Source organism: Streptomyces huiliensis, assembly GCF_020037025.1.
Classification (GTDB): Bacteria; Actinomycetota; Actinomycetes; order Streptomycetales; family Streptomycetaceae; genus Streptomyces; species Streptomyces huiliensis.
The window spans coordinates 28,649-47,310 of record NZ_JAIQLH010000065.1; the positions used below are offsets into that span (position 1 = coordinate 28,649).

Below are 18,662 nucleotides of genomic sequence, written 5' to 3' on the forward strand. Positions count from 1 at the left end.
GCTCCTCGGGGGTGGGGGTGGCGGTTCCGAGAACCGCCCCGGTCTCGTTAATGAAAATGAATACCATTACAGTATGCTGCACCATACGGCGCTCCTGTCCCGTGCATGACAGCGCCGCCCCCCTTCCCTCTCCTCTCGCATCGGAGCCCCCATGCGTCATCCCGTCCGACTCGGCGCGGCCCTCGCCGGAACCCTGACCCTCGCCCTCGCCGCCACCGGCTGCGGCGCGAAAGGCACCGAAGCCGCCGCCGGGACTCCCGCCGCCGAGACGACCGTCACGAGCTGCGGCCGTCAACTCTCCTTCGCCGCACCGCCGAAACGGGCCGTCACCCTGGACCAGACCTCCACCGAGATCCTGCTGGAACTCGGCCTACAGGACCGGATGGCGGGCACGGCCAACATCAAGACCAAGATCCCCGCCCGGTACGCGGCCGCGTACGCCAAGGTCCCCGTCATCGCCCCCAAGATCGCCACCGGTGAGCAACTCCGTGCCGCCACCCCGGACTTCGTCGTCGCCGGTTCCGCGGACCTCCTCACCAAAGACCGGGCCGGCACCCGCGAGGAACTGGCCGCTCTCAAGGTCCCCGCCTTCGTCAGCGCCGTCGGCTGCCCGCGGCGGGAACGGGCCGGCGCGTCCCCCTTCGAGCTGCTCTTCTCCGACTACGAGAACCTGGGCAAGGTCTTCGGCGCCGCACCGCGCGCGGGCCGGCTCGCCGCAGACCAGCGGGCCGCGGTCGCCAAGGCGCGGAAGACCGCGGCCGAGACCGCCTGCGGCGGGGGCCGGCCCACCGTCGTCTACCTCTACTCCGTCTTCAACGGCATGCCGTACGTCGCGGGCGGGACCGGACTGCCCAGCGAGATGAGCCGGATCGTCGGTGCGAAGAACGCCTTCGACGACGTGAAGGAGGACTGGCCGGAGGTCTCCTGGGAGGAGGTCGCCAAGCGGAACCCGGACTACATCGTCATCGGCGACCTGTCCGAACGCGGCCGTCCCGGCGACAGCGCCGCCGAGAAGCGGGCCGCGCTGACCGAACACCCCGTGGTCTCCAAGCTCGCGGCGGTCCGCGACGGCAGGATCCTCGAAGTGCCCGGCATCGAACTCGACCCGTCCGTACGGTCGGTGCACGCCCTGGGGCTGCTGGCCGAGGGGCTGAAGGGCGCCGGACATGGCCGCTGACCCGGCCGCCCACCGGGCGCCGGTGGACCTGCCGCTCCCGGCGGACTTGCCGCTCCCGGTGGACCTCCTCCTCCCGGCGGCCCGCGGACACGTCGCGGCCGGGGAACCCGTCGTCGCCGGCGAGCGGTCCGCGCCCGCCCGCGCGGCCCTCTTCCTCCTCGCCGCCGCCGTCCTCGCCGGGTCGCTCGCCGCCGCCGTGCGCATCGGCACCGCCGACGTCGGCTGGGCCGGTCTCGCCCGGGTCCTCGGCGCCCGCCTCGGCCTGGACGTCACACCGCCGCCCCCGCTCGTCGACTCCCTCGTCTGGGACCTGCGGCTGCCGCGCGTCCTGATGGCCGCCCTCGTCGGCGCCTCGCTCGCCGTGTGCGGCGCGGTGCTCCAGGCCGTCACCCGCAACGCGCTCGCCGACCCCTACCTCCTCGGCGTCTCCTCGGGCGCCTCCGCCGGAGCCGTCACCGTCGTCGTCCTCGGCGTCGGCGCGAGCGCGCTCGGCGTCACCGGCGGCGCGCTCGCCGGGGCGCTGCTCGCCTTCGGACTGCTCCTGCTGCTGCTCCGGCGCACCGGGCTGGACTCCACCCGCATCGTCCTCACCGGCGTGGTCGTCGGCCAGCTGTTCACCGCGCTGACCTCGCTCGTCCTGATGGCCTCGGCGGACGCGGACACCACCCGCGCCGTCACCCACTGGCTCCTCGGCTCGATGGCGCCCGCGCGCTGGGACACCGTCGCGGCCTGCGCCGTCGTCACCCCGCTCGGACTCCTCGTCGCCTGGCTCTGCTCGAACGCCCTCGACGGGCTCGCGTTCGGCACCGACACCGCCGCGTCCCTCGGGATCGGCGTACGGCGCACACGGCTGCTGCTGCTCGTGGTCACCGCCGTGCTGACCGCGGTGGCGGTGGCCACCGTCGGCGCCATCGGCTTCGTCGGGCTGATTGTCCCGCACGGCGTCCGGTTCCTCGTCGGACCGTCGCACCGGGTGCTGCTGCCGTACGCGGCGCTCGCCGGCGCGGTGTTCCTCGTGTGGACGGACGCGGTGGCGCGCGTCGCCTTCGCGCCCCGCGAGATCCCGGTGGGCGTGATCACCGCCCTGCTGGGCGTGCCGCTCTTCCTCCTCGTCCTGCGCCGGAGGGGTGAGCTGTGAGGATCACCGCCGAAGGGCTGAGCTGGTCGGTCGCGGGTACGCCCGTCGTCCGCGGCGTCAGCCTGGACATCGCCCCCGGCGAGACCGTCGGACTGCTCGGCCCCAACGGCTCGGGCAAGTCCTCGCTGCTGCGCTGCCTGGCCGGGCTGCGCACGCCCGACGCGGGCACCGTCCGCTACGACGGCGCGTGCGTACGGGACTGGAGCGCGCGCCGGATCGCCCGGCACGTCGCCTTCGCCGAACAGGACGCGGGCGCGGACAGCGACCTCCGGGTCGCCGACGTCGTCGGCCTGGGCCGGACGCCGTTCCGGGACCGCTGGCGCGGGCCGGACGCCACCGACCGCGCGGTGGTCGCCGCCGCGCTGGAACGCGTCGGACTCACCGCACTCGCCGGCCGCTCCTGGAAGGCGCTGTCCGGCGGCGAGCGGCAACGCGCCCACCTCGCCCGCGCGCTGGCCCAGCAGCCCTACGCGCTGCTGCTCGACGAACCCACCAACCACCTCGACGTCCGGCACCAGCTGGAACTCATGGAACTGCTGACGGACACCGGGCAGACGGTCCTCGTCGCCCTGCACGACCTGTCCCTGGCTGCCCGGTACTGCGACCGGCTGCTCCTCCTGCACCACGGCCGCCTCGTCGCCGCGGGGCCGCCGGCCGCCGTCCTGACGCGCGAACGGCTCGCCGAGGTCTTCGAGGTGGACGCCGACCTCGCGACGGACGCCCTCGGGCGGCCGGCGGTCACGTACCGCGGGCCGCTGGGCGGGAGCCCCCCTCGGCACGCGGCCCTGACGGCCTTCACACCACGCCTCATCCACCACTCCACCCCTCACGAAGGAACCCCATGAACCGCACAAGCCCCACTTCCACCCCCACCCCCGCCGTCGACGCGCTCGCTGCGGCCGTCCTCGCCGGCGACCACGGACCGCTGCCCGCCGCCTCCACCGCGACCAGCGTGTTCTGGGTCCACCACGGCACCCGGCTGGCGGGCGGCGACACCACGTACCTCAACCAGTACGTCCTCGTCCGGCTCGGCGACTCCTTCGGCGGGTGCGCCTTCGAGGCGGGCGAGATCGAGCCGTCCGTCTGCCGCGACGCCTCCGGCGCGCCGCTCGACGTCCTGCTGCGCGAGGCCCCGCGCCCGCTGCGGATCGCCGCGCTCGACGCCTACCTCTCGCGGGCCCGCCCGCACCGCGCGGCGGCCGGGGCGGGGGAGGCCGAGGCCGTCGTCCTCCCCGCGGGCACCCCGGAAGTCCGTGCGAAGGCACGGGACGCGGCCGTCGCCGGGCTGCTGGACATCGCGGAAGGCGCCGAGGTCGGCCTCATCGGCGTCGTCAACCCGCTGGTCGCCGCGATACGCGCACGCGGCGGCCGACCGCTGCCCTGTGACCTCAACCTCACGACCACCCAGTGGGGCGACCCCGTCACCGACGACATGCACGAGGTGCTCGACCGCGCGGACGCCGTCGTCGCCACCGGAATGACGCTGAGCAACGGCTCGTTCGACGTCATCCTGGAACGGTGCCGCTCCCGAGGCGTCCCGCTCGTCGTCTACGCGCAGACCGGCAGCGCCGTCGCCCGCGCCTTCCTCGGCTCGGGCGTGACCGCGCTGTCCGCGGAACCGTTCCCGTACTCGCAGTTCAGCGCCGAGGAAACGGTCCTGTACCGCTACCGGACGGCGGACGGCGCGTGAGCCCCACCGGCACCGGGCACGCCCCCTGCCACCACGGCGAACTCCTCCAGGGCGTCTTCCTCGACGCCGACGGACGCCGGTGCGCCGGACTGGTCACCCTGCCCATGGCCGGCCCCGGCAGCACCGCCGAGTTCCGCCGCCGGCCCGGCACGCCGCCCGAGGCGCTCACCGTCGTCCCCGCCGGCCGCACGAAGGCCGCCGGGGCGGCCGCCCTCGCGGTCGCCGAGTGCGCGCGCCGGACCGGACGGCCGCCCGACGGCGGCGTGTTGCGGCTCACCGGCGACGTACCGGTGGGCCTGGGCATGGGCAGCTCCACCAGCGACGTCATCGCGGCCGTCCGCGCGGTCGCCGGCTCCTACGGCCTGCGGCTGCCGCCCGCGACGGTCGCCCGGCTGGCCGTCCGCGCCGAACGCGCCTGCGACCCGCTGATGCTCGACGGCCGCCCGGTCCTCTTCGCCCAGCGCGAGGGCCGGGTCCTGGAGGTCCTCGGCCCCGCCCTGCCGCCGCTGGTCGTGGTCGGCTGCGCGCTCGGCGGGGGAGCGCCCGTCGACACCCTCTCCCTGCCCGCCCCCGAGGCCGACGAACACGACGTCCGCGCCTGCGAACGGCTGCGCGCGCTGCTCCGCCGGGCGGTGGCCACCGGCGACGCCCGCCTGCTCGGCGAGGTCGCCACCGCGAGCGCGGAGCGCGGCCAACGGGTGCTCCGGCACCCCGAGTTCGACGCGCTGACGGGCGTCGCCCGGCGGTCCGGGGCGGTGGGCGTGCAGATCGCGCACAGCGGTTCCGTGGCGGGCGTGCTGTTCGACCCGGCCGCGCCGGGCGTACGCCACCGCGTACGCGCCTGCCTGCGCGCCCTGAACGCCCACCGGATCCCCGCCACCCGCACGTTCACCACTCACCCCTTCCCCACGGAGGAGATCCCGCATGGACCAGCACATCGCGGAGGCGATCGGCCGGCCCGACCTCGTACGCCTCGACGACCGGCTCGTCTGCCTGCGCTTTGAGACCATGAAGGTGGTCTCCGCCCTCGCGGCCGTCCGCCACCTGCTCGACACCGGAGCCGTACGCCGCGGCGACACCCTGCTCGACAGCTCCAGCGGCATCTACGCGTACGCCCTCGCCCTGGCCTGTCACCGGCACGGCATGCGGTGCCACATCGTCGGCTCGACGACGGTGGACCGCACGCTCCGTGTCCAACTCGCGGTCCTCGGCGCGACGCTGGAGCAGATGGAGCCGTGCAGCGACCTCAAGCTCGACCAGAAGCGCCGCGTGGAACGGATCCACGAGATCCTCGCCGAACACCCCGAGTACCACTGGATGCGCCAGTACCACGACGACATCCACTACCTCGGCTACCGCGCGGTCGCCGACCGGATCCGGGAGGCGGTCGGCGCGGACGGCCTGACCGTCGTCGGAGGCGTCGGCTCGGGCGCCTCCACCGGCGCCCTCGCCCGCCACCTCCGCGACGGACCCGACGGACCGGCCGACGTCGAACTCGTCGGCGTCCAGCCGTACGGCAGCGTCACCTTCGGCGCCGAACACGTCGCCGACCCCGAGATCATCATCGCCGGGATCGGCAGCTCCATCCCCTTCGGGAACGTCGCGCACGAGTTGTACGACACCCTGCACTGGATCTCCTTCGACGCGGCCCTGGCCGGCAGCGTCGACCTGCTGCGGCGGCACGCCGTCTTCGCCGGCCTGTCCACCGGCGCCGGCTACCTCGCCGCCCGCCACGAACGCGAGCGCTCGCCCGGCCGGACGGTCCTGTTCATCGCCGCCGACACCGGCCACCGCTACGTCGACACCGTCCACGCCCGCCACCGCGAGGCCGCCCCGATCGCCGACCTCGCCCCGCGCGAGGTCGCCGACCGGAGCGCACTGGCGCTCCCGTGGTCCCGCATGCGCTGGAACCGCGCCCCGGCGCCCGGTCATGAGGAGGCACTGGCCTGAAGGTGACGCGTGCGCCGGGCGGGGCCCGAATAATGAAGCGTGAGTGATCACCTCGGTCCCCGGACCCGGACTCGCAGTTCGCCGAGTGGACCGCGCCGTCGCGCCGCCCACACCCGACACGCGCGGGAGGACCACCGCGCCCCGTAAGCCCGTCACTCGGCGGACGCGGCCCTGCCCAGCAGGGCCGCCGTGGCCGGATGGGCGGGGCGGGCGAACAGACGTGCGGTGGGGCCGTGTTCGGCGGCGTGGCCGTCCGACAGGACGAGGAGCGTGTCCGTCCGGTCGGCGATCAGCCGGAGGTCGTGGCTCACGAGGACGAGGGCGAGGTTCCGCCGGGCGCGGAGCCCGGCGAGGAGGTCCATGACGGCTTCGGCGGTCTCCGCGTCGAGGGCGGAGGTCACCTCGTCGCACACGAGGACGTCGGGGTCGGCCGCGAGGGCGCGGGCGACGGAGGCCCGCTGCCGCTGGCCGCCGGACAGCTGGTGGGGATAGCGGGCCGCGAACTCCGCGGGCAGGCCGACCTGTTCGAGGAGATCCCGGACGCGCCCGTCCCGCCGCGCGCGCGGGACGCGGCCGTGGAGGACGAGCGGGCGGCGGAGCGCCGAGCCGACGGTGCGGCTGGGGTTGAGCGTGCCCAGCGGGTTCTGCGGGATGAGCTGGACGCGGCGGCGCTGCTCACGGGTGCGGCGGGCGGCGGTGGCGGGCAAGGGGATGCCGTCGAGCGTGACGGTGCCGCCGGTCGCGCGGTGGAGGCCGACGACGGCGCGCATCAGGGTGGTCTTGCCGGACCCGGACGCGCCGACCACGCCGAGGCTGCCGCCCGCCGGAACGGCCAGACCGACGCCGTGCAGGACCGGAATCCGGTGCCCGCGCCGGACGAAGGACGCCGTGAGCCCGTCGGCGGCCAGCAGCGGCGGCCCGTCGGCGGCCCGCGCCGGGACGGAACGAGGCTGGGGGAAAGGCCGGGGGACGTGCCGAGGACCCGCGCCGGTCCGGGGGCGCAGCTCGACGACGTCGTCGGCCAGCCGGGCGACGAGGTCCGCGTCGTGGCAGGACAGGGCGACCGCGATGCGGTGGCGTTCGGCCAGCCGGCGCAGCAGCTCGCCGATCTCGTCGCGCAGGCGCGGGTCCAGGCCGGCGGTGGGCTCGTCGAGGAGGAGGACGGCCGGGCGGCGGGCCAGCGCGCGGGCGAGGGCGACGCGCCGCTGCTGGCCGCCGGAGAGGGCACCGGGCCGCCGGCCGGCCAGGTCCCCGCCGGCGGGGAGGCGCACCTCGTCGAGGAGCGCGACGACGGCCTCAGGACCGCGCTCGACGGCCACTTCGGTGAGCAGCCGGCGTACCGTCATCCGGGGGTTGAGGCCGGAGCCGGGGTCCTGGCCGACGTAGGCGAGCCGGTGGCGCCGCAGCGCCCGCAACTCCGCGTCGGCCAGGGCGAACGGGTCGCGGCCGCAGACGTCGACCGTGCCCGCCGTCCGGCGCGCGCCCGGCGGCAGGACGCCGACGACGGCCCGCAGCAGCGTCGTCTTCCCGGAGCCGGACGGGCCGGTGAGGGCGGAGACCCGGCCCGCGCGGAGGTCGAGACGGCCGTTCTCCAGGAGCGGGCGGCCGTCCGGCGCGGCGACGGTGAGGCCGTCGACGCGCACGACGGTCCCGTCCGCCCGGACCGGCGGGTCGGCGTTCACCGCGTCATCGCCGCCTCGCGGCCGGCCGGCGGGACTGGGGGGTGTCTGATGGATCTCCGTGGGGAAGGAGCGGCGTCCGGTGCGTGCTCTCGGCGCACCGGCCGAAAGCCTACGTACGCCCAGTACGTGGGCTTTCGGCTGGCACGCCGAGAGCACGTGCCGGGCGTCGCGACGCCGCGGAGATCCATCAGACACCCCCCAGCGCCGCGGCGGCCAGGTTGACGCTCATGGCCAGCAGGCCGATGGCGAGGCTCGGGGCCAGGACGGCCCAGGGGTTGAGCAGGATGCCGCCGGCGTTCTCACGGATCATCAGGGCCCAGTCGGCCGCGGGCGGCCGCGGCCCCACCTGGAGGAACCCGGCCGTGGCGACGACGTACACGGCGGCGACGAACCGCAGCCCGAACAGGGCGAGGACGGTGGCGCGCAGATTGGGCAGCACCTCCCGCACCACGAGGTGGCCGAGGCGCTCGCCGCCGGTCACCGCCGCCTCGACGTAGCCGGACGCCACGACCGGCGCGGCGGCCGCCGCCACCAGCCGCACCGCGTACGGCACGCCCAGCACGTACGCGGCGAGGGCCGGTGCGAGGCGTCCGCCGGCCGGCCAGGACAGCGCGACCAGCAGCAGGCCGAGCACGGGCGGCAGCAGCATGAGGACGTCGGCTGCCCGGTCGACGACGCGGCCGGCCCGCGGGCGGAGGGCCGCGACCGTGCCGAGGACGGCGGCCGTCGCGGTGACGAGCGCGGCCACGGCGAGGGAGGAGGCGACGAGTTCACGGCCCCCGGCCAGCAGCCGGGACAGCACGTCGCGGCCGAGCTGGTCGCCGCCGAGCGGCGCACCGCCGCCGGCCCCCGCGTACGGGGCGGTGACCGGGACGTCGACGGGGTGCGGGGACAGCCACGGCCCGGCCGCGGCCAGGAGGACCAGGAACAGCGCCGGCAGGGCGCTCCGGAGGCGAGCCGCGGTCGGTGGCGTCACAGACGTCGGTGGCGTCACGGGCGTCCTCCCGAGGCCCGGGCCCGTACGAGGTCGGCGAGCAGGAGGACGCCGGTGACGACGGCGCCCGCGACGGCGACGACTCCGGCGATGACGGGGCCGTCGCGGTCGCTGACGGCTCCCGCCAGGACGGTGCCGAGCCCGGGGTGGTTGAAGACGGTCTCCACCACGACCGCGCCGCCCAGCAGCATGCCGGTCGAGGTGGCGAGGCCGGCGGCGATGGCGGGCAGCGCGCCGGGCAGGACGTGCCGCAGGAGGACGCGGTGGCCCGGCAGTCCGTCGAGGACGGCGGCCTCCACGTGCGGCGCCCGGGCCTCGTCGGCGAGGGCCGCCCGGACGATCCGGGTGTTCCAGCCGATCTGCGGGACCGCCAGCGCCACGACCGGCAGGACGAGCATCCGCCAGGACTCGGGCCCGCCGTCGCCACCGGCCAGGGTCACCGCCGGCAGCCACTCCAGCCACTGGGCGAACACCAGCACCAGGGCGACGGCGACGACGAACTCCGGCAGCGCGAGGACGGCCGTCGCGCCGCCGGACACCGCCCGGTCCGTCCGGCCACCCGGCCGGAGGGCCGCCCAGCCCCCCAGCGCCAGCGAGGCGAGGAACGTGACCAGCAGCGCCAGACCGCCCAGCAGGAGCGTGTCGGGGAAGGGGCGGGCCAGCAGGCCGGCGACCGGCTCGCCGCGCGCCGACGTCCCCAGGTCCCCGGTGGGCAGGCCGGCCATCCAGTCCGCGAACCGCTCGGCCACCGGCCGGTCGAGGCCCAGCAGCGCACGGCGCCCGGCGATGCCGGCGGCGCTCTCGCCGCGCTCGGCCGTCGCCGTCGCCGCGTCCCCGGGCAGCAGCTCGACGGCGGCGAAGACGACGGCCAGGAGGACGGCGAGCAGCAGGGCGCGATGGACGAGGACGGTGAGGACGGTGACGACACGGCGACCGACGGACCGCCGGAGCCGGAAAGCCGGCCCGCCGGCCGCCCCGGCGGTGTCCGTCAGCGGTTCAGCCATGCCCGCTCCAACTGCACCCGGCCGTAACCGGGCAGCGTGGGCAGGCCCCGGACGGCCGCGGCGGCGAGGTCGATGCCGTCGGCCATGCCCCACAGCAGGTAGCCCGAGGCGTCGTGCTGGATCCGCTGCACCCGGCGCAGCGACTCGGCGCGCTTGGCGGGGTCCTTGGTGGCCAGGGCCGTGCGGTAGGCGGCGTCGAAGCCGGGGTCCTTCCAGCCGCTCTCGTTCGTGGCGCTCTCGGAGACGAGGACCTTGCCGGCGAAGAAGACGACGGAGTCGTTGGTTCCCCAGTACGAGGTGTAGAGGTCGCCCTTGAGCCACGTCCTGGCCCAGAAGGCGGCGGACTCCTGCTTGGTCACCTTGATCCGCACACCCGCCTCGCGCACCTGGGTGGCGAAGAGCGTGGCCGTCTCGGCGAGGCCGGGGACGTCCTCGGTCGTGACGAGCTCGTACGTCCTCGACAGGTCGAACCCCGCCTCCTTCAGCAGCGATCCGGCCCTGGCGAGGTCGCGGACGCGCTGCGGGACGTCCTTGGCGTAGCCGGGGTCGCCGGTGCCGAGGATGTCGTTGGCGACGGAGCCGTAGCCGGACAGCACCTGCCGGACCATGGCCTCGCGGTCCACGGCCAGCCGCAGGGCCTCGCGCACCCGCGGGTCGGCGAAGGGGGAGCCGGGGGCGGTGCGCATGACGACGGGCAGCGCCAGGTCGTTGGGGCGGCGGACCACCCGGACGTCCTTGCGCTTCCCGGCGGTCCGGGCCGCGACGGCGCCGACGTTGGAGGCGAGGTCGATCTGCCCGCCGAGCAGGGCGTTCGCCATGGCCTGCGGGGACTCGAAGATCTTGACCTCGACGGCGTCGAGGGGGACCTCCCCGCCGTACCAGCCGTCGTTGCGGACGAGACGGGCGTTGCCGCCGCGGAACCACTCCAGCCGGAACGGGCCGGTCCCGGGGGCCTTGCCGATGTCTCCGTCCTTGGTTCCGTTCCTGACGACGAACGTCGTCAGGCGCAGCAGCAGCGGGAGTTCGGCGTTGGCGTAGTCGGAGACGAGGACGACGGTGCCACGGCCGTCGGCCTTGATGTTCCCGGCCCTGATGCCGGGCAGACGGGAGGCGCCGGAGGGGGTGCCGCGCAGCCGGCGCAGCGAGAAGGCGACGTCCTCGGCGGTGACGGGGGTGCCGTCGTGGAACCTCGCGCCCTCGGCGAGGGTGAGCCGCCAGGTCCTCAGGTCGTCCGAGGGCGTCCAGGAGGCGGCGAGGCGGGGGAGGGTGTTCGGTTTGGCGCCGGGGACGGTGAGGGTGTCGTAGACCAGCGAGAGGATGAGGTAGTCGCTCTCGTTGGCCTGGGTGCCGTGCGGGTCGCGGGTGATGGCGCTCGCCCGGCCGAGGGCGCCGACGCGCAGCGTGCCGCCGCGCTTCGGCCGGGCCGGGGAGCCCTCGGCGGCGCCGGGGGACGGTGTGTCGCCGGCTCCGCAGGCGGTCAGCAGCGCCGCCGCGCCGATGCCGCCACCCGTGCACAGCAGTTGCCGTCGGTTCAGTTCCACGTGTCCGTCCTTTGGTCGTCCAGGCCGAAAACTGACGGTACTTAGGTTTGCCTACCCTAAGATCCGCGCCTGCGGCAAGAGGACGTTCAGCTACCGCGCGCAATGTCCGATACATTCCGCGCGACGATCTTGACCAGGCGCTTCAATCGCGAACGGGTCGCCCACGGTGGCTACTTGGTACCTTGAGGTAAGGCTTGCCTTACCTAACCCGCACTGCTACGGTCCCGTTCGGCTGCCGCCATCACCGCGCGATTCCGGCCTCCGGTTCCCTCCGGACGGCCCGCCTCGCGTGCCCTCCCTCCGCCCCCGCCCCGGTTTCCTCCCGCACGTCCCGCAACGGACACGTCCCGCAACGGAAACGGAGCAACCCCAGCCATGACACCGGCACCCGTACCCGCCCCCGTCCGCACCCTCGACCCCGCCGCCGCCGACGAACTGACCCGGGCCGCACGGCACGTCCTCGCCGGGACCGGAACCCCGGCCGCCCGGCCGGAACCCTTGGAGCGCGTCGCCGTGACGGCGGCCCGCCTGGGCGCGACGGTCCGTCACCACTGCCGTCCGGTCGACACCCCCGACGGCCTGTACGTCCTGCGCGGCCTCCGCGTCGACGACACCGAGCTCGGACCCACGCCGCCGGACTGGGCCGCCGCGCGCGACGGCGGCGCGGTGTGGAACGTCCTGCTCCTCCTGCTCGCCACCGTGATGGGCGACCCCCTCGCCTGGACCGGCCAGCAGGACGGCCGCTTCGTCCACGACATCGTCCCCAGCCCCGGGCACGAGCGGGAGCAGACGGGCGCCGGCAGCACCGCCCTGCTCAGCCCGCACACCGAGGACGCCTTCCACCCCGGCCGCGCGCACCTGCTGATGCTCGGCTGCCTGCGCAACCCCGACCGCGTCGCCACCACCGCCGCCAGCATCCGCAAGGCACGGCTCAGCCACGAGGACGTGGCGCTGCTCTCCCGGCCGGAGTTGCCGATCCGGCCCGACGACACCTACCACGAGGCGCATGCCTTCGACGGACCACCGCCGAAGGTCCCCACCCTCTGGCGGTCCGCCGACGGCCTCACCCTCCGCTTCGACCCCGCCTACACGCCCCTCGACGACGCCGCGCCCGCCTACCGCGCCGCCTACGGCCGGCTGGCGGACGAACTCGCCCGCGTGTCCGTGGTGGTGTGCCTGGAACCCGGCGACGTGCTCGTCGTCGACAACGACCTCGTCGTCCACGGCCGGGTGCCCTTCCGGGCCCGCTACGACGGCACCGACCGCTGGCTGAAGCGGACCTCCGTCCGCGTCCCCGGCCGCCGCACGAGGCCCGCCACCGAGGCACACGAGCACGGCTACGGCCAGACCGTGATCCGGGCGCACTCCTGACCGACCCGACGGACGGAGAGACTCTCATGACCATGACCACCGGCTTCGAACTCGTGGACGACAGGTGTCTGTGCGTACTCAGCGCCGGCGACCTCGCGGGCCTCGACATCCCTCCGGCGGACGTCGTCGAGGTCGTCGAGCAGGCCTACCGCACCCTCGCCGACGGGCGGTCCGACAACCCCCGCAAACTCACCGTCAAGCCCGCCGACGGCCACTCCGTCGCGTACGCGATGCTCGGCCGCGACGGCGTACGCGACGTCGTCGCCGTCAAGACCTCCTACAAGCACGGCCTGCGCGAGGAGCGCGACCGGCAGCACTACTACACCGCGCTCACGCTCTACGACGACGCGACCGGGCTGCCCGTCGCGATGATGGACTGCGGCCGCGTCGGCGCCCTGCGCACCCCGGCCGTCTCCGCCCTGCTCGCCCGCGAACTCGCCGCGCCCGGCAGCCGCACGGCCCTCGTCATCGGCACCGGGACGCAGGGCCGGCTCGCCCTCCCGTTCCTCCTCACCACCCTGCCCGGGCTCGACCGGCTGCTGCTCTTCGGCACCCACCAGGACGGCATACGCGCCGTACACGAGCGGCTCCACACGTACTTCCCCGACCGCGAGGCCGAGACCGTCGACGACCTCCGCGCCGCCGCGGCGGCCGCCGACGTGGTCGTCGCCACCGCCGGGCCGAACACCCCGGCGCGCGTCGAGGCCGACTGGCTCCGACCGGCGGCCCTGACCGTCCTCGTCGGCCACGGCATCGCACCCTCCACCCTCCACCGGGCCGACCGGGTCATCGCCACCAGCGCCGCGCAGATGCGGGTCACCGGCACCGACATGGCCGACGGCGACGGCGTACTCCGCACCGCGGACGCCGAGTTCCCCGACGTCCTGGCCGGCCGCGCGCCCGGCCGCACCGACGCCGGCCAGAGCCTCTTCGCCTACAACAGCGGACTCGTCGTCACCGACATCGCGCTCGGACACCGCTTCGCGCAACTCGCCCTCGCCCAGGGCCGCGGAACTCGGGTGCCGCTGTGGCGGTGACACCCGGGGCACCCCCGCCGAGCCTGCCCGCCCACCCCGATCCGCGTCTCGACGCGGTCCTGCGCGGCGGCCTGCCGCACCGGCTGGCGCACGCCTTCGGCGGCCCCTTCCACCTGCTGCTGCCGGACCGCTTCGACGCCAACGCCGCCGCGTTCCACACCGCGCTGGCGGACAGCGGTGTCGAAGGCCGCGTCCACTACGCCAAGAAGGCCAACAAGGCGGCCGTCTGGATCGAACGCTGCGCGATCAACGGCACCGGCGTCGACGTGGCGTCCCTCGGCGAGCTCCGCGAGGCGCTCGGCCACGGCGTACGCGGCGAGGACATCGTCGTCACCGGCCCCGCCAAGGCCGACGACCTGCTCAGGACCGCCGTCCTGCACGGCTGCCTGCTCACCGTCGACGCCCTCGACGAACTGGACCGGGTCACCGCCCTCGCCGCGGCCACCCGCCCGGCCCGGCTGCTGCTCCGCCGGCGGCCCCCGGCCGCGCGGTACAGCCGCTTCGGCCTCGACGACACCGAACTGGCCTTCGCCCTGCGGACGTGTGCGGCCGCCGCCGGCACCGTACGGACGGAAGGCTTCTCCTTCCACCTCACCGGCTACGCCACCCGGCCCCGCGCCGACCTCGCCGGTGAACTCGTCGACCTCTGCCTCACCGCCCGGACGATGGGCCTGCCGGCCGACCGGATCGGCATCGGCGGCGGCTTCGCCGTCGACTACGCGGCGGCCGCCGACTGGGAACGCTTCCTCGCGCGACAGGGCCCGGACGACTACCACGCCGGCAAGTCCTTCCCGGCCGCCGCCTTCTACCCGTACCACTCGCCCGTCGCCGGCGCCGACGCGCTGCGGGAGATCCTCGCCACCCGGCCGGGCGGCCGCGGCGCCCCCCTCGCGGACCGGCTCCGCGCGGCAGGGATCACGCTCCTGACGGAACCCGGCCGGGCGCTGCTCGACCGCGCCGGATGCACCGTCTTCCGCGTCCAGGGCGTCAAGGACCGCTCCGGATACGCGATCCTCACCGTGGACGGCACCAGCCTCAGCCTGTCCGAGCAGTGGTTCGGCAGCGAGTACCTCCCCGACCCCGTCCTCCTCCCCGCCGGCGACCGGCCTGTCGGCGGCCGACCTGCCGGCGACCGCCCCGCCGGCCGGCCCGTGCGCGCCTGCGTGGGCGGGGCCACCTGCCTGGAGACGGACCTGCTCACCTGGCGCAAGGTCGCCTTCCCCGCCCGGCCGGAACCCGGCGACCTCCTGGTCTACCCCAACACCGCCGGATACCAGATGGACTCCAACGAGTCGCCGTTCCACGACCTCCCCCTCCCGCCGAAGGTCGTCGTCGACACGGCGGACGGACGCGTCCGGTGGCGGCTCGACCGCCGCCCGGCCCGCTGACTGCCCCTCACCCTCGGGAGCCCCCATGCACCCAGCCCCGGCGCGCCCCGCCATCGTCAGCCGAGTCTCCGACCTCATCGGCCACACCCCGCTCTTCGAGCTGTGCCGCACCGAGAACGACAGCCGCCTCCTTCTCAAACTGGAGCAGTTCAACCCCACCGGCACCGCGAAGATCCGCATGGCCCGCGCCATGGTCGACGCCGCCGAGACGGCCGGCCGGCTCCGCCCCGGCGGCCGCATCATCGAGTCGACCTCCGGCAACACCGGCCTCGGCCTCGCCGTCATCGCCGCCGAACGCGGCTACGCCTTCACCGCCGTCGTCGACACCCACGCCGCCGCCGACAAACTGCGCTGCATGGCGGCCCTGGGCACCGAACTCGTCCACGTCACCGGCGGCGGCACCGGCGAACTCGCCACCGCCGCCCGCGAGGAACTCGCCGAGCGGATGGCCGGCGAGGACGCCGCCGCCGTCTTCACCGAACAGCACAACAACCCCGCCAACGCCGCCGGCTACCACCCCGTCGGCCGCGAACTCGACGCCGCCCTCGACGGCCGCGTCGGCGTCCTCATCGGCGCCGTCGGCACCGGCGGCGGCCTGTGCGGCACCGGCAGGGAACTCCGCCGCACCGTCCCCGGCGTACGCGTCGTCGGCGTCGAACCGAAGGGCTCCATCGCCTTCGGCGGCCCGGCCCACGCCTACCACCAGTCCGGCACCGGCACCCCCGAAGGCGCGCCCGTCGGCGCCCTGGTCGACTTCGACCTCATCGACGAGGGCGTCAAGGTCGGCGACGTCGAGGCCTTCGCCACCGCCCGCGTCGTCGCCCGCAGGACCGGCCTCCTCATCGGCGGCTCCGCCGGCGGCGTCGTGTACGAGGCCCTGACCCGCATGGCGGACCTCCCGCCGCGCACCACCATGGTCGCGCTCGTCAACGACGGCGGCGAGAAGTACCTGGACACCGTCTTCGACGACGACTGGATGCGCGCGCGCCACCTCGCCGACCCCACCGTCGAGCGCGAGATCGACGAACTGCTCACCAAGCTGCGCGGGAACTGACGGCCATGCCGATACCGATATCCCTCCGCACCCTGCCCGCCGACGGCCGCGCCCTCGCGACGCTGGCCGTACCGCTGGCCCTCACCCAGCTCGCCCAGGTCGCCCTCACGACCACCGACACGGTCGTCATGGGCCTCATGGGCGCCGAGGCGCTCGCCGCCGGCGGACTCGCCCTCGTCGTCTTCAACCAGCTGCGCACCATGGGCGTCGGCATGGTGACCGCCGTCGGCAACCAGGTCGCCGCCGCGGCCGCCCGCGCCGAGGCCGCCGCCACCGACACGGCACGCACCGAGGCCGACGAGGAGGTACGCGGCCTCGTCCGGGCCGCCCTCACCCTCGCCACCCTCGCCGGCCTCGCCGGTGCCGCCCTGATGGTCCTCGCCGGCCACGCGCTCGCCTGGCTCGGACAGGACGCCTCCGTCGCCGACGCCGCCCGGCCCGTCCTCCACGCCCTGGCCCCCGGCCTCGTCCCCTGCCTGTGGTTCCAGGCCATCCGGCAGGTCACCGTCGGCATGCGCCGCCCCCAGGCACTGCTGCGCATCACCCTCGCCTCCCTCGCCGTCAACGCCGCCCTCGACTGGGCCCTCGTCCACGGCACCTGGATCCTCCCCGAACTGGGCCTGCCCGGCATCGGCGTCGCCACCTCCCTCGTGTACCTCCTGTCCTGCCTGGCCCTCCACGCGTCCACCCGCCGCGACCCGCGGCTTGCCCCGCTCGTCGACCTCCGCCTGCGGAAGACCCACCGGGGCACCCTGCGCCGCCTTACCGGCCTGGGGACGCCCATCGCCGCCACCTACGGCTCGGAGGCCGGCTTCTTCTCCGTCGTCGCCCTCGTCGCCGGCACCTTCGGCAGCGCCGCCCTCGCCGCCCACACCGCCGTCAACCAGCTCGTGTACACCGTCTTCCAGATCGCCGTCGGCCTCTCCCACGCCGCGTCCGTCAACGTCAGCCGCGAGCTGGCCCTCGGCCGCGCCGACGCCGCCCGCCGGCTGAAGAACACCGCACTGGCCTGCGGCGCGGCCGTGACGACCGTCGTCGGCGCGGTCTACGTCCTCGCCCCCGACCTCGTCCTGCGCCCCTTCCTCGCCCCGGACGAGACCCAGGCCCGCGCGATCGCCACCGACCTCCTCCTCATCGCCGCCGTCCTACAGCTCTTCGACTGCGCCCAGAACATCGGCGTCGGCCTGCTGCGCGGCCTCGACGACACCAAGGGCGGCTTCCGCGTCACCCTCGTCGGCTACTGGGCCGTCGGCCTGCCCGCCGCCTGGCTCCTCGGCCGCCTCGCCGGCCTCCACACCGCCGGCGTCTGGCTCGGCCTCCTCACCGGCCTCGCCACCACCGCACTCCTCCTCCTGCGCCGCTACCACCGCCGCCTCACGGCCCGGACCGCCGCGGCGGGTGACGCGGCCGTCCACGCCACCTGACGCCTTCCCTGGATCTGCTGCCAGACCTGCCCGGCTGAGCCGATGCAGGCGACCTGCCGGACGGCATGCCCCCGTCGTCGAGACACAGGCCGGTGGCCACGGTCCTGACGGTGAAGCTCTGGTTGCCGAGCTCGACCAACTCCCAGCGCCGCGCCCAGGAGTTGGTGCAGCCCCGCTGGACGACGAGGCCGCCGGGCAGGCTGTCGACCGGCTCGACGCCCTCGCCGGAGTGCACGGCCCGGACGTCCGACGACGTCTCGCCGACCGCGGACCGGGTCGAGAAGTCCTGCTGGCCGCCGCTCTTGCAGGCGAACTGCTGGAGCACCGCGCCGTCGTCTCCGGACGCGGCACGGATGTCCAGGCACTTGCCGGTGGCGGCGTTCCGGTAGCTGTACGTGCCGATGGGCGTCGCGTCCGCCGGTACGGTCAGCAGGGCCGCGGCCGCCACGCTCGACGCCGGCCTCGACCACACCTGGTCCCTGCCACGCCGTCAGTGGACGGCGGACCTGCGGGCCGCCGAGCGGTCCTGGACCCGCCTCCCGCGCTGGGGCCACGAACTTCACCTGGGGGAACCGAAGTGGAGGAAACTCCTCCACCACGCGCTCCACGACTTCCACGCCGTGGCCGTCGCCCCCTACTGGGCGCAGATCCTGGCGGCGACGCACACCGACCGCACCCGGCGGGCCCTGGACACGGCGGACGCCGGCGTCGAGGGGATGCTCGCGCGGCTGCATCCGCGGATCGCCTGGTCCTCGCCCGTCCTGTCCGTCGACTGCCACGTCACCGTGGACCTGCACCTGGAGGGCCGCGGACTCCTGCTCGCCCCGACGTTCTTCTGGCCCGAACCCCTCGCGTTCCCCGACAACGCGGACTCCACGCGGCCCGTCGTGCTGCGCTACCCCATCGCCCACGACCTCGCCGCCTACCGGTCGGTCTGGGCGGCGGCGGCCGTGTCGGGCCCGGACGACGCTCTCGCCGCGCTGCTCGGCACCACGCGCGCCCGTGCGCTCCGGGCGATGGCGACCCCGGCCGGGACGGCCGAACTCGCCCGCAGGACCCGCACGTCCGCCGCCACGGCCGGCCACCACGCCACCGTCCTGCGCGGCGCGGGCCTCATCACCACCGAGCGGGACGGCACCGGCGTCCGGCACGCGCTCACACCGATGGGACGTGCACTGCTGCACGGAGCGGACCCGCCCTGACGCCGCGGAT

Annotated in this window: 17 protein-coding genes; 12 read left to right on the forward strand and 5 right to left on the reverse strand. The window is 75.3% G+C overall.

Annotation, left to right across the window (positions count from 1 at the left end):
• Window positions 1-151: 151 nt before the first annotated feature.
• The 6 genes from JNW98_RS14020 to JNW98_RS14045 are packed head-to-tail and all read left to right on the forward strand — an operon-like array spanning window position 152 to window position 5,955.
• A complete protein-coding gene (locus JNW98_RS14020) occupies window positions 152-1,177 on the forward strand; it encodes an ABC transporter substrate-binding protein (protein ID WP_223768523.1) in 1,026 nt (341 codons plus the stop codon).
• Entirely contained in the window at window positions 1,167-2,315 is a 1,149-nt protein-coding gene (locus tag JNW98_RS14025) for a FecCD family ABC transporter permease (RefSeq protein WP_223768524.1), read from the forward strand. Before JNW98_RS14020 ends, JNW98_RS14025 begins: the two co-directional genes overlap by 11 nt.
• Window positions 2,312-3,160: an ABC transporter ATP-binding protein gene (locus JNW98_RS14030; RefSeq protein WP_223768525.1), complete on the forward strand. Its 849-nt coding sequence runs from the start codon at window positions 2,312-2,314 to the stop codon at window positions 3,158-3,160. The genes JNW98_RS14025 and JNW98_RS14030 overlap by 4 nt, the downstream gene beginning before the upstream one ends.
• The gene (locus JNW98_RS14035) at window positions 3,157-4,005 is read left to right on the forward strand and encodes a Rossmann-like domain-containing protein (RefSeq protein ID WP_223768526.1); all 849 of its coding nucleotides are present in this window, start codon (window positions 3,157-3,159) and stop codon (window positions 4,003-4,005) included. Before JNW98_RS14030 ends, JNW98_RS14035 begins: the two co-directional genes overlap by 4 nt.
• The gene (locus JNW98_RS14040; RefSeq protein WP_223768527.1) at window positions 4,002-5,009 is read left to right on the forward strand and encodes a GHMP family kinase ATP-binding protein; all 1,008 of its coding nucleotides are present in this window, start codon (window positions 4,002-4,004) and stop codon (window positions 5,007-5,009) included. The genes JNW98_RS14035 and JNW98_RS14040 overlap by 4 nt, the downstream gene beginning before the upstream one ends.
• Window positions 4,930-5,955 (forward strand): pyridoxal-phosphate dependent enzyme, encoded by a 1,026-nt coding sequence (locus JNW98_RS14045; RefSeq protein ID WP_223768528.1) that lies wholly within the window; start codon window positions 4,930-4,932, stop codon window positions 5,953-5,955. The genes JNW98_RS14040 and JNW98_RS14045 overlap by 80 nt, the downstream gene beginning before the upstream one ends.
• Window positions 5,956-6,107: 152 nt before the next feature.
• On the opposite strand, the gene JNW98_RS36865 is transcribed toward JNW98_RS14045, so the two are convergent.
• The 4 genes from JNW98_RS36865 to JNW98_RS14070 form a co-directional block, all read right to left on the reverse strand.
• A complete protein-coding gene (locus JNW98_RS36865; RefSeq protein ID WP_372459242.1) occupies window positions 6,108-7,637 on the reverse strand; it encodes an ABC transporter ATP-binding protein in 1,530 nt (509 codons plus the stop codon).
• Window positions 7,638-7,824: 187 nt separating this feature from the next.
• Complete coding sequence (locus JNW98_RS14060; protein ID WP_223768529.1) at window positions 7,825-8,613, reverse strand: ABC transporter permease subunit; 789 nt, start codon at window positions 8,611-8,613, stop codon at window positions 7,825-7,827.
• 14 nt (window positions 8,614-8,627) lie between these two features.
• Window positions 8,628-9,635 (reverse strand): ABC transporter permease, encoded by a 1,008-nt coding sequence (locus tag JNW98_RS14065; protein ID WP_223768530.1) that lies wholly within the window; start codon window positions 9,633-9,635, stop codon window positions 8,628-8,630.
• Window positions 9,620-11,176, reverse strand: a complete 1,557-nt coding sequence (locus tag JNW98_RS14070; RefSeq protein ID WP_223768531.1) for an ABC transporter substrate-binding protein — start codon at window positions 11,174-11,176, stop codon at window positions 9,620-9,622. Before JNW98_RS14070 ends, JNW98_RS14065 begins: the two co-directional genes overlap by 16 nt.
• 375 nt (window positions 11,177-11,551) lie before the next feature.
• Here JNW98_RS14070 and JNW98_RS14075 point away from each other — a divergent pair, with 375 nt between their 5' ends.
• The 5 genes from JNW98_RS14075 to JNW98_RS14095 are packed head-to-tail and all read left to right on the forward strand — an operon-like array spanning window position 11,552 to window position 17,450.
• On the forward strand, window positions 11,552-12,547 hold the full coding sequence (locus tag JNW98_RS14075) for a TauD/TfdA family dioxygenase (RefSeq protein ID WP_223768532.1): 996 nt from the start codon (window positions 11,552-11,554) through the stop codon (window positions 12,545-12,547).
• 26 nt (window positions 12,548-12,573) lie between these two features.
• Window positions 12,574-13,584: an ornithine cyclodeaminase family protein gene (locus JNW98_RS14080; protein WP_372459243.1), complete on the forward strand. Its 1,011-nt coding sequence runs from the start codon at window positions 12,574-12,576 to the stop codon at window positions 13,582-13,584.
• Window positions 13,575-14,972, forward strand: coding sequence for a type III PLP-dependent enzyme domain-containing protein (locus JNW98_RS14085; RefSeq protein ID WP_223768533.1), 1,398 nt, complete (start codon window positions 13,575-13,577; stop codon window positions 14,970-14,972). The genes JNW98_RS14080 and JNW98_RS14085 overlap by 10 nt, the downstream gene beginning before the upstream one ends.
• Window positions 14,973-14,997: 25 nt before the next feature.
• Window positions 14,998-16,026 (forward strand): cysteine synthase family protein, encoded by a 1,029-nt coding sequence (locus JNW98_RS14090; RefSeq protein WP_223768534.1) that lies wholly within the window; start codon window positions 14,998-15,000, stop codon window positions 16,024-16,026.
• Window positions 16,027-16,031: 5 nt separating this feature from the next.
• Window positions 16,032-17,450, forward strand: coding sequence for an MATE family efflux transporter (locus JNW98_RS14095; RefSeq protein ID WP_223768535.1), 1,419 nt, complete (start codon window positions 16,032-16,034; stop codon window positions 17,448-17,450).
• On the opposite strand, the gene JNW98_RS14100 is transcribed toward JNW98_RS14095, so the two are convergent.
• Complete coding sequence (locus tag JNW98_RS14100) at window positions 17,401-17,898, reverse strand: RICIN domain-containing protein (RefSeq protein WP_223768536.1); 498 nt, start codon at window positions 17,896-17,898, stop codon at window positions 17,401-17,403. The genes JNW98_RS14095 and JNW98_RS14100 overlap by 50 nt on opposite strands.
• Between JNW98_RS14100 and JNW98_RS14105 the strand changes: the two genes are divergently transcribed.
• Window positions 17,852-18,652: an ArsR/SmtB family transcription factor gene (locus tag JNW98_RS14105; protein ID WP_223768537.1), complete on the forward strand. Its 801-nt coding sequence runs from the start codon at window positions 17,852-17,854 to the stop codon at window positions 18,650-18,652. The two genes, JNW98_RS14100 and JNW98_RS14105, sit on opposite strands and share 47 nt — an antisense overlap.
• Window positions 18,653-18,662 lie beyond the last annotated feature (10 nt).

Coding starts and splice junctions, on each gene's coding strand:
- JNW98_RS14020 (WP_223768523.1), top strand. CDS start 152: ATGCGTCATCCCGTCCGACTCGGCGCGGCCCTCGCCGGAACCCTGACC.
- JNW98_RS14080 (WP_372459243.1), top strand. CDS start 12,574: ATGACCATGACCACCGGCTTCGAACTCGTGGACGACAGGTGTCTGTGC.
- JNW98_RS14065 (WP_223768530.1), bottom strand. CDS start 9,635: ATGGCTGAACCGCTGACGGACACCGCCGGGGCGGCCGGCGGGCCGGCT.
- JNW98_RS14105 (WP_223768537.1), top strand. CDS start 17,852: ATGGGCGTCGCGTCCGCCGGTACGGTCAGCAGGGCCGCGGCCGCCACG.
- JNW98_RS14075 (WP_223768532.1), top strand. CDS start 11,552: ATGACACCGGCACCCGTACCCGCCCCCGTCCGCACCCTCGACCCCGCC.
- JNW98_RS14095 (WP_223768535.1), top strand. CDS start 16,032: ATGCCGATACCGATATCCCTCCGCACCCTGCCCGCCGACGGCCGCGCC.
- JNW98_RS14035 (WP_223768526.1), top strand. CDS start 3,157: ATGAACCGCACAAGCCCCACTTCCACCCCCACCCCCGCCGTCGACGCG.
- JNW98_RS14025 (WP_223768524.1), top strand. CDS start 1,167: ATGGCCGCTGACCCGGCCGCCCACCGGGCGCCGGTGGACCTGCCGCTC.
- JNW98_RS14045 (WP_223768528.1), top strand. CDS start 4,930: ATGGACCAGCACATCGCGGAGGCGATCGGCCGGCCCGACCTCGTACGC.
- JNW98_RS14090 (WP_223768534.1), top strand. CDS start 14,998: ATGCACCCAGCCCCGGCGCGCCCCGCCATCGTCAGCCGAGTCTCCGAC.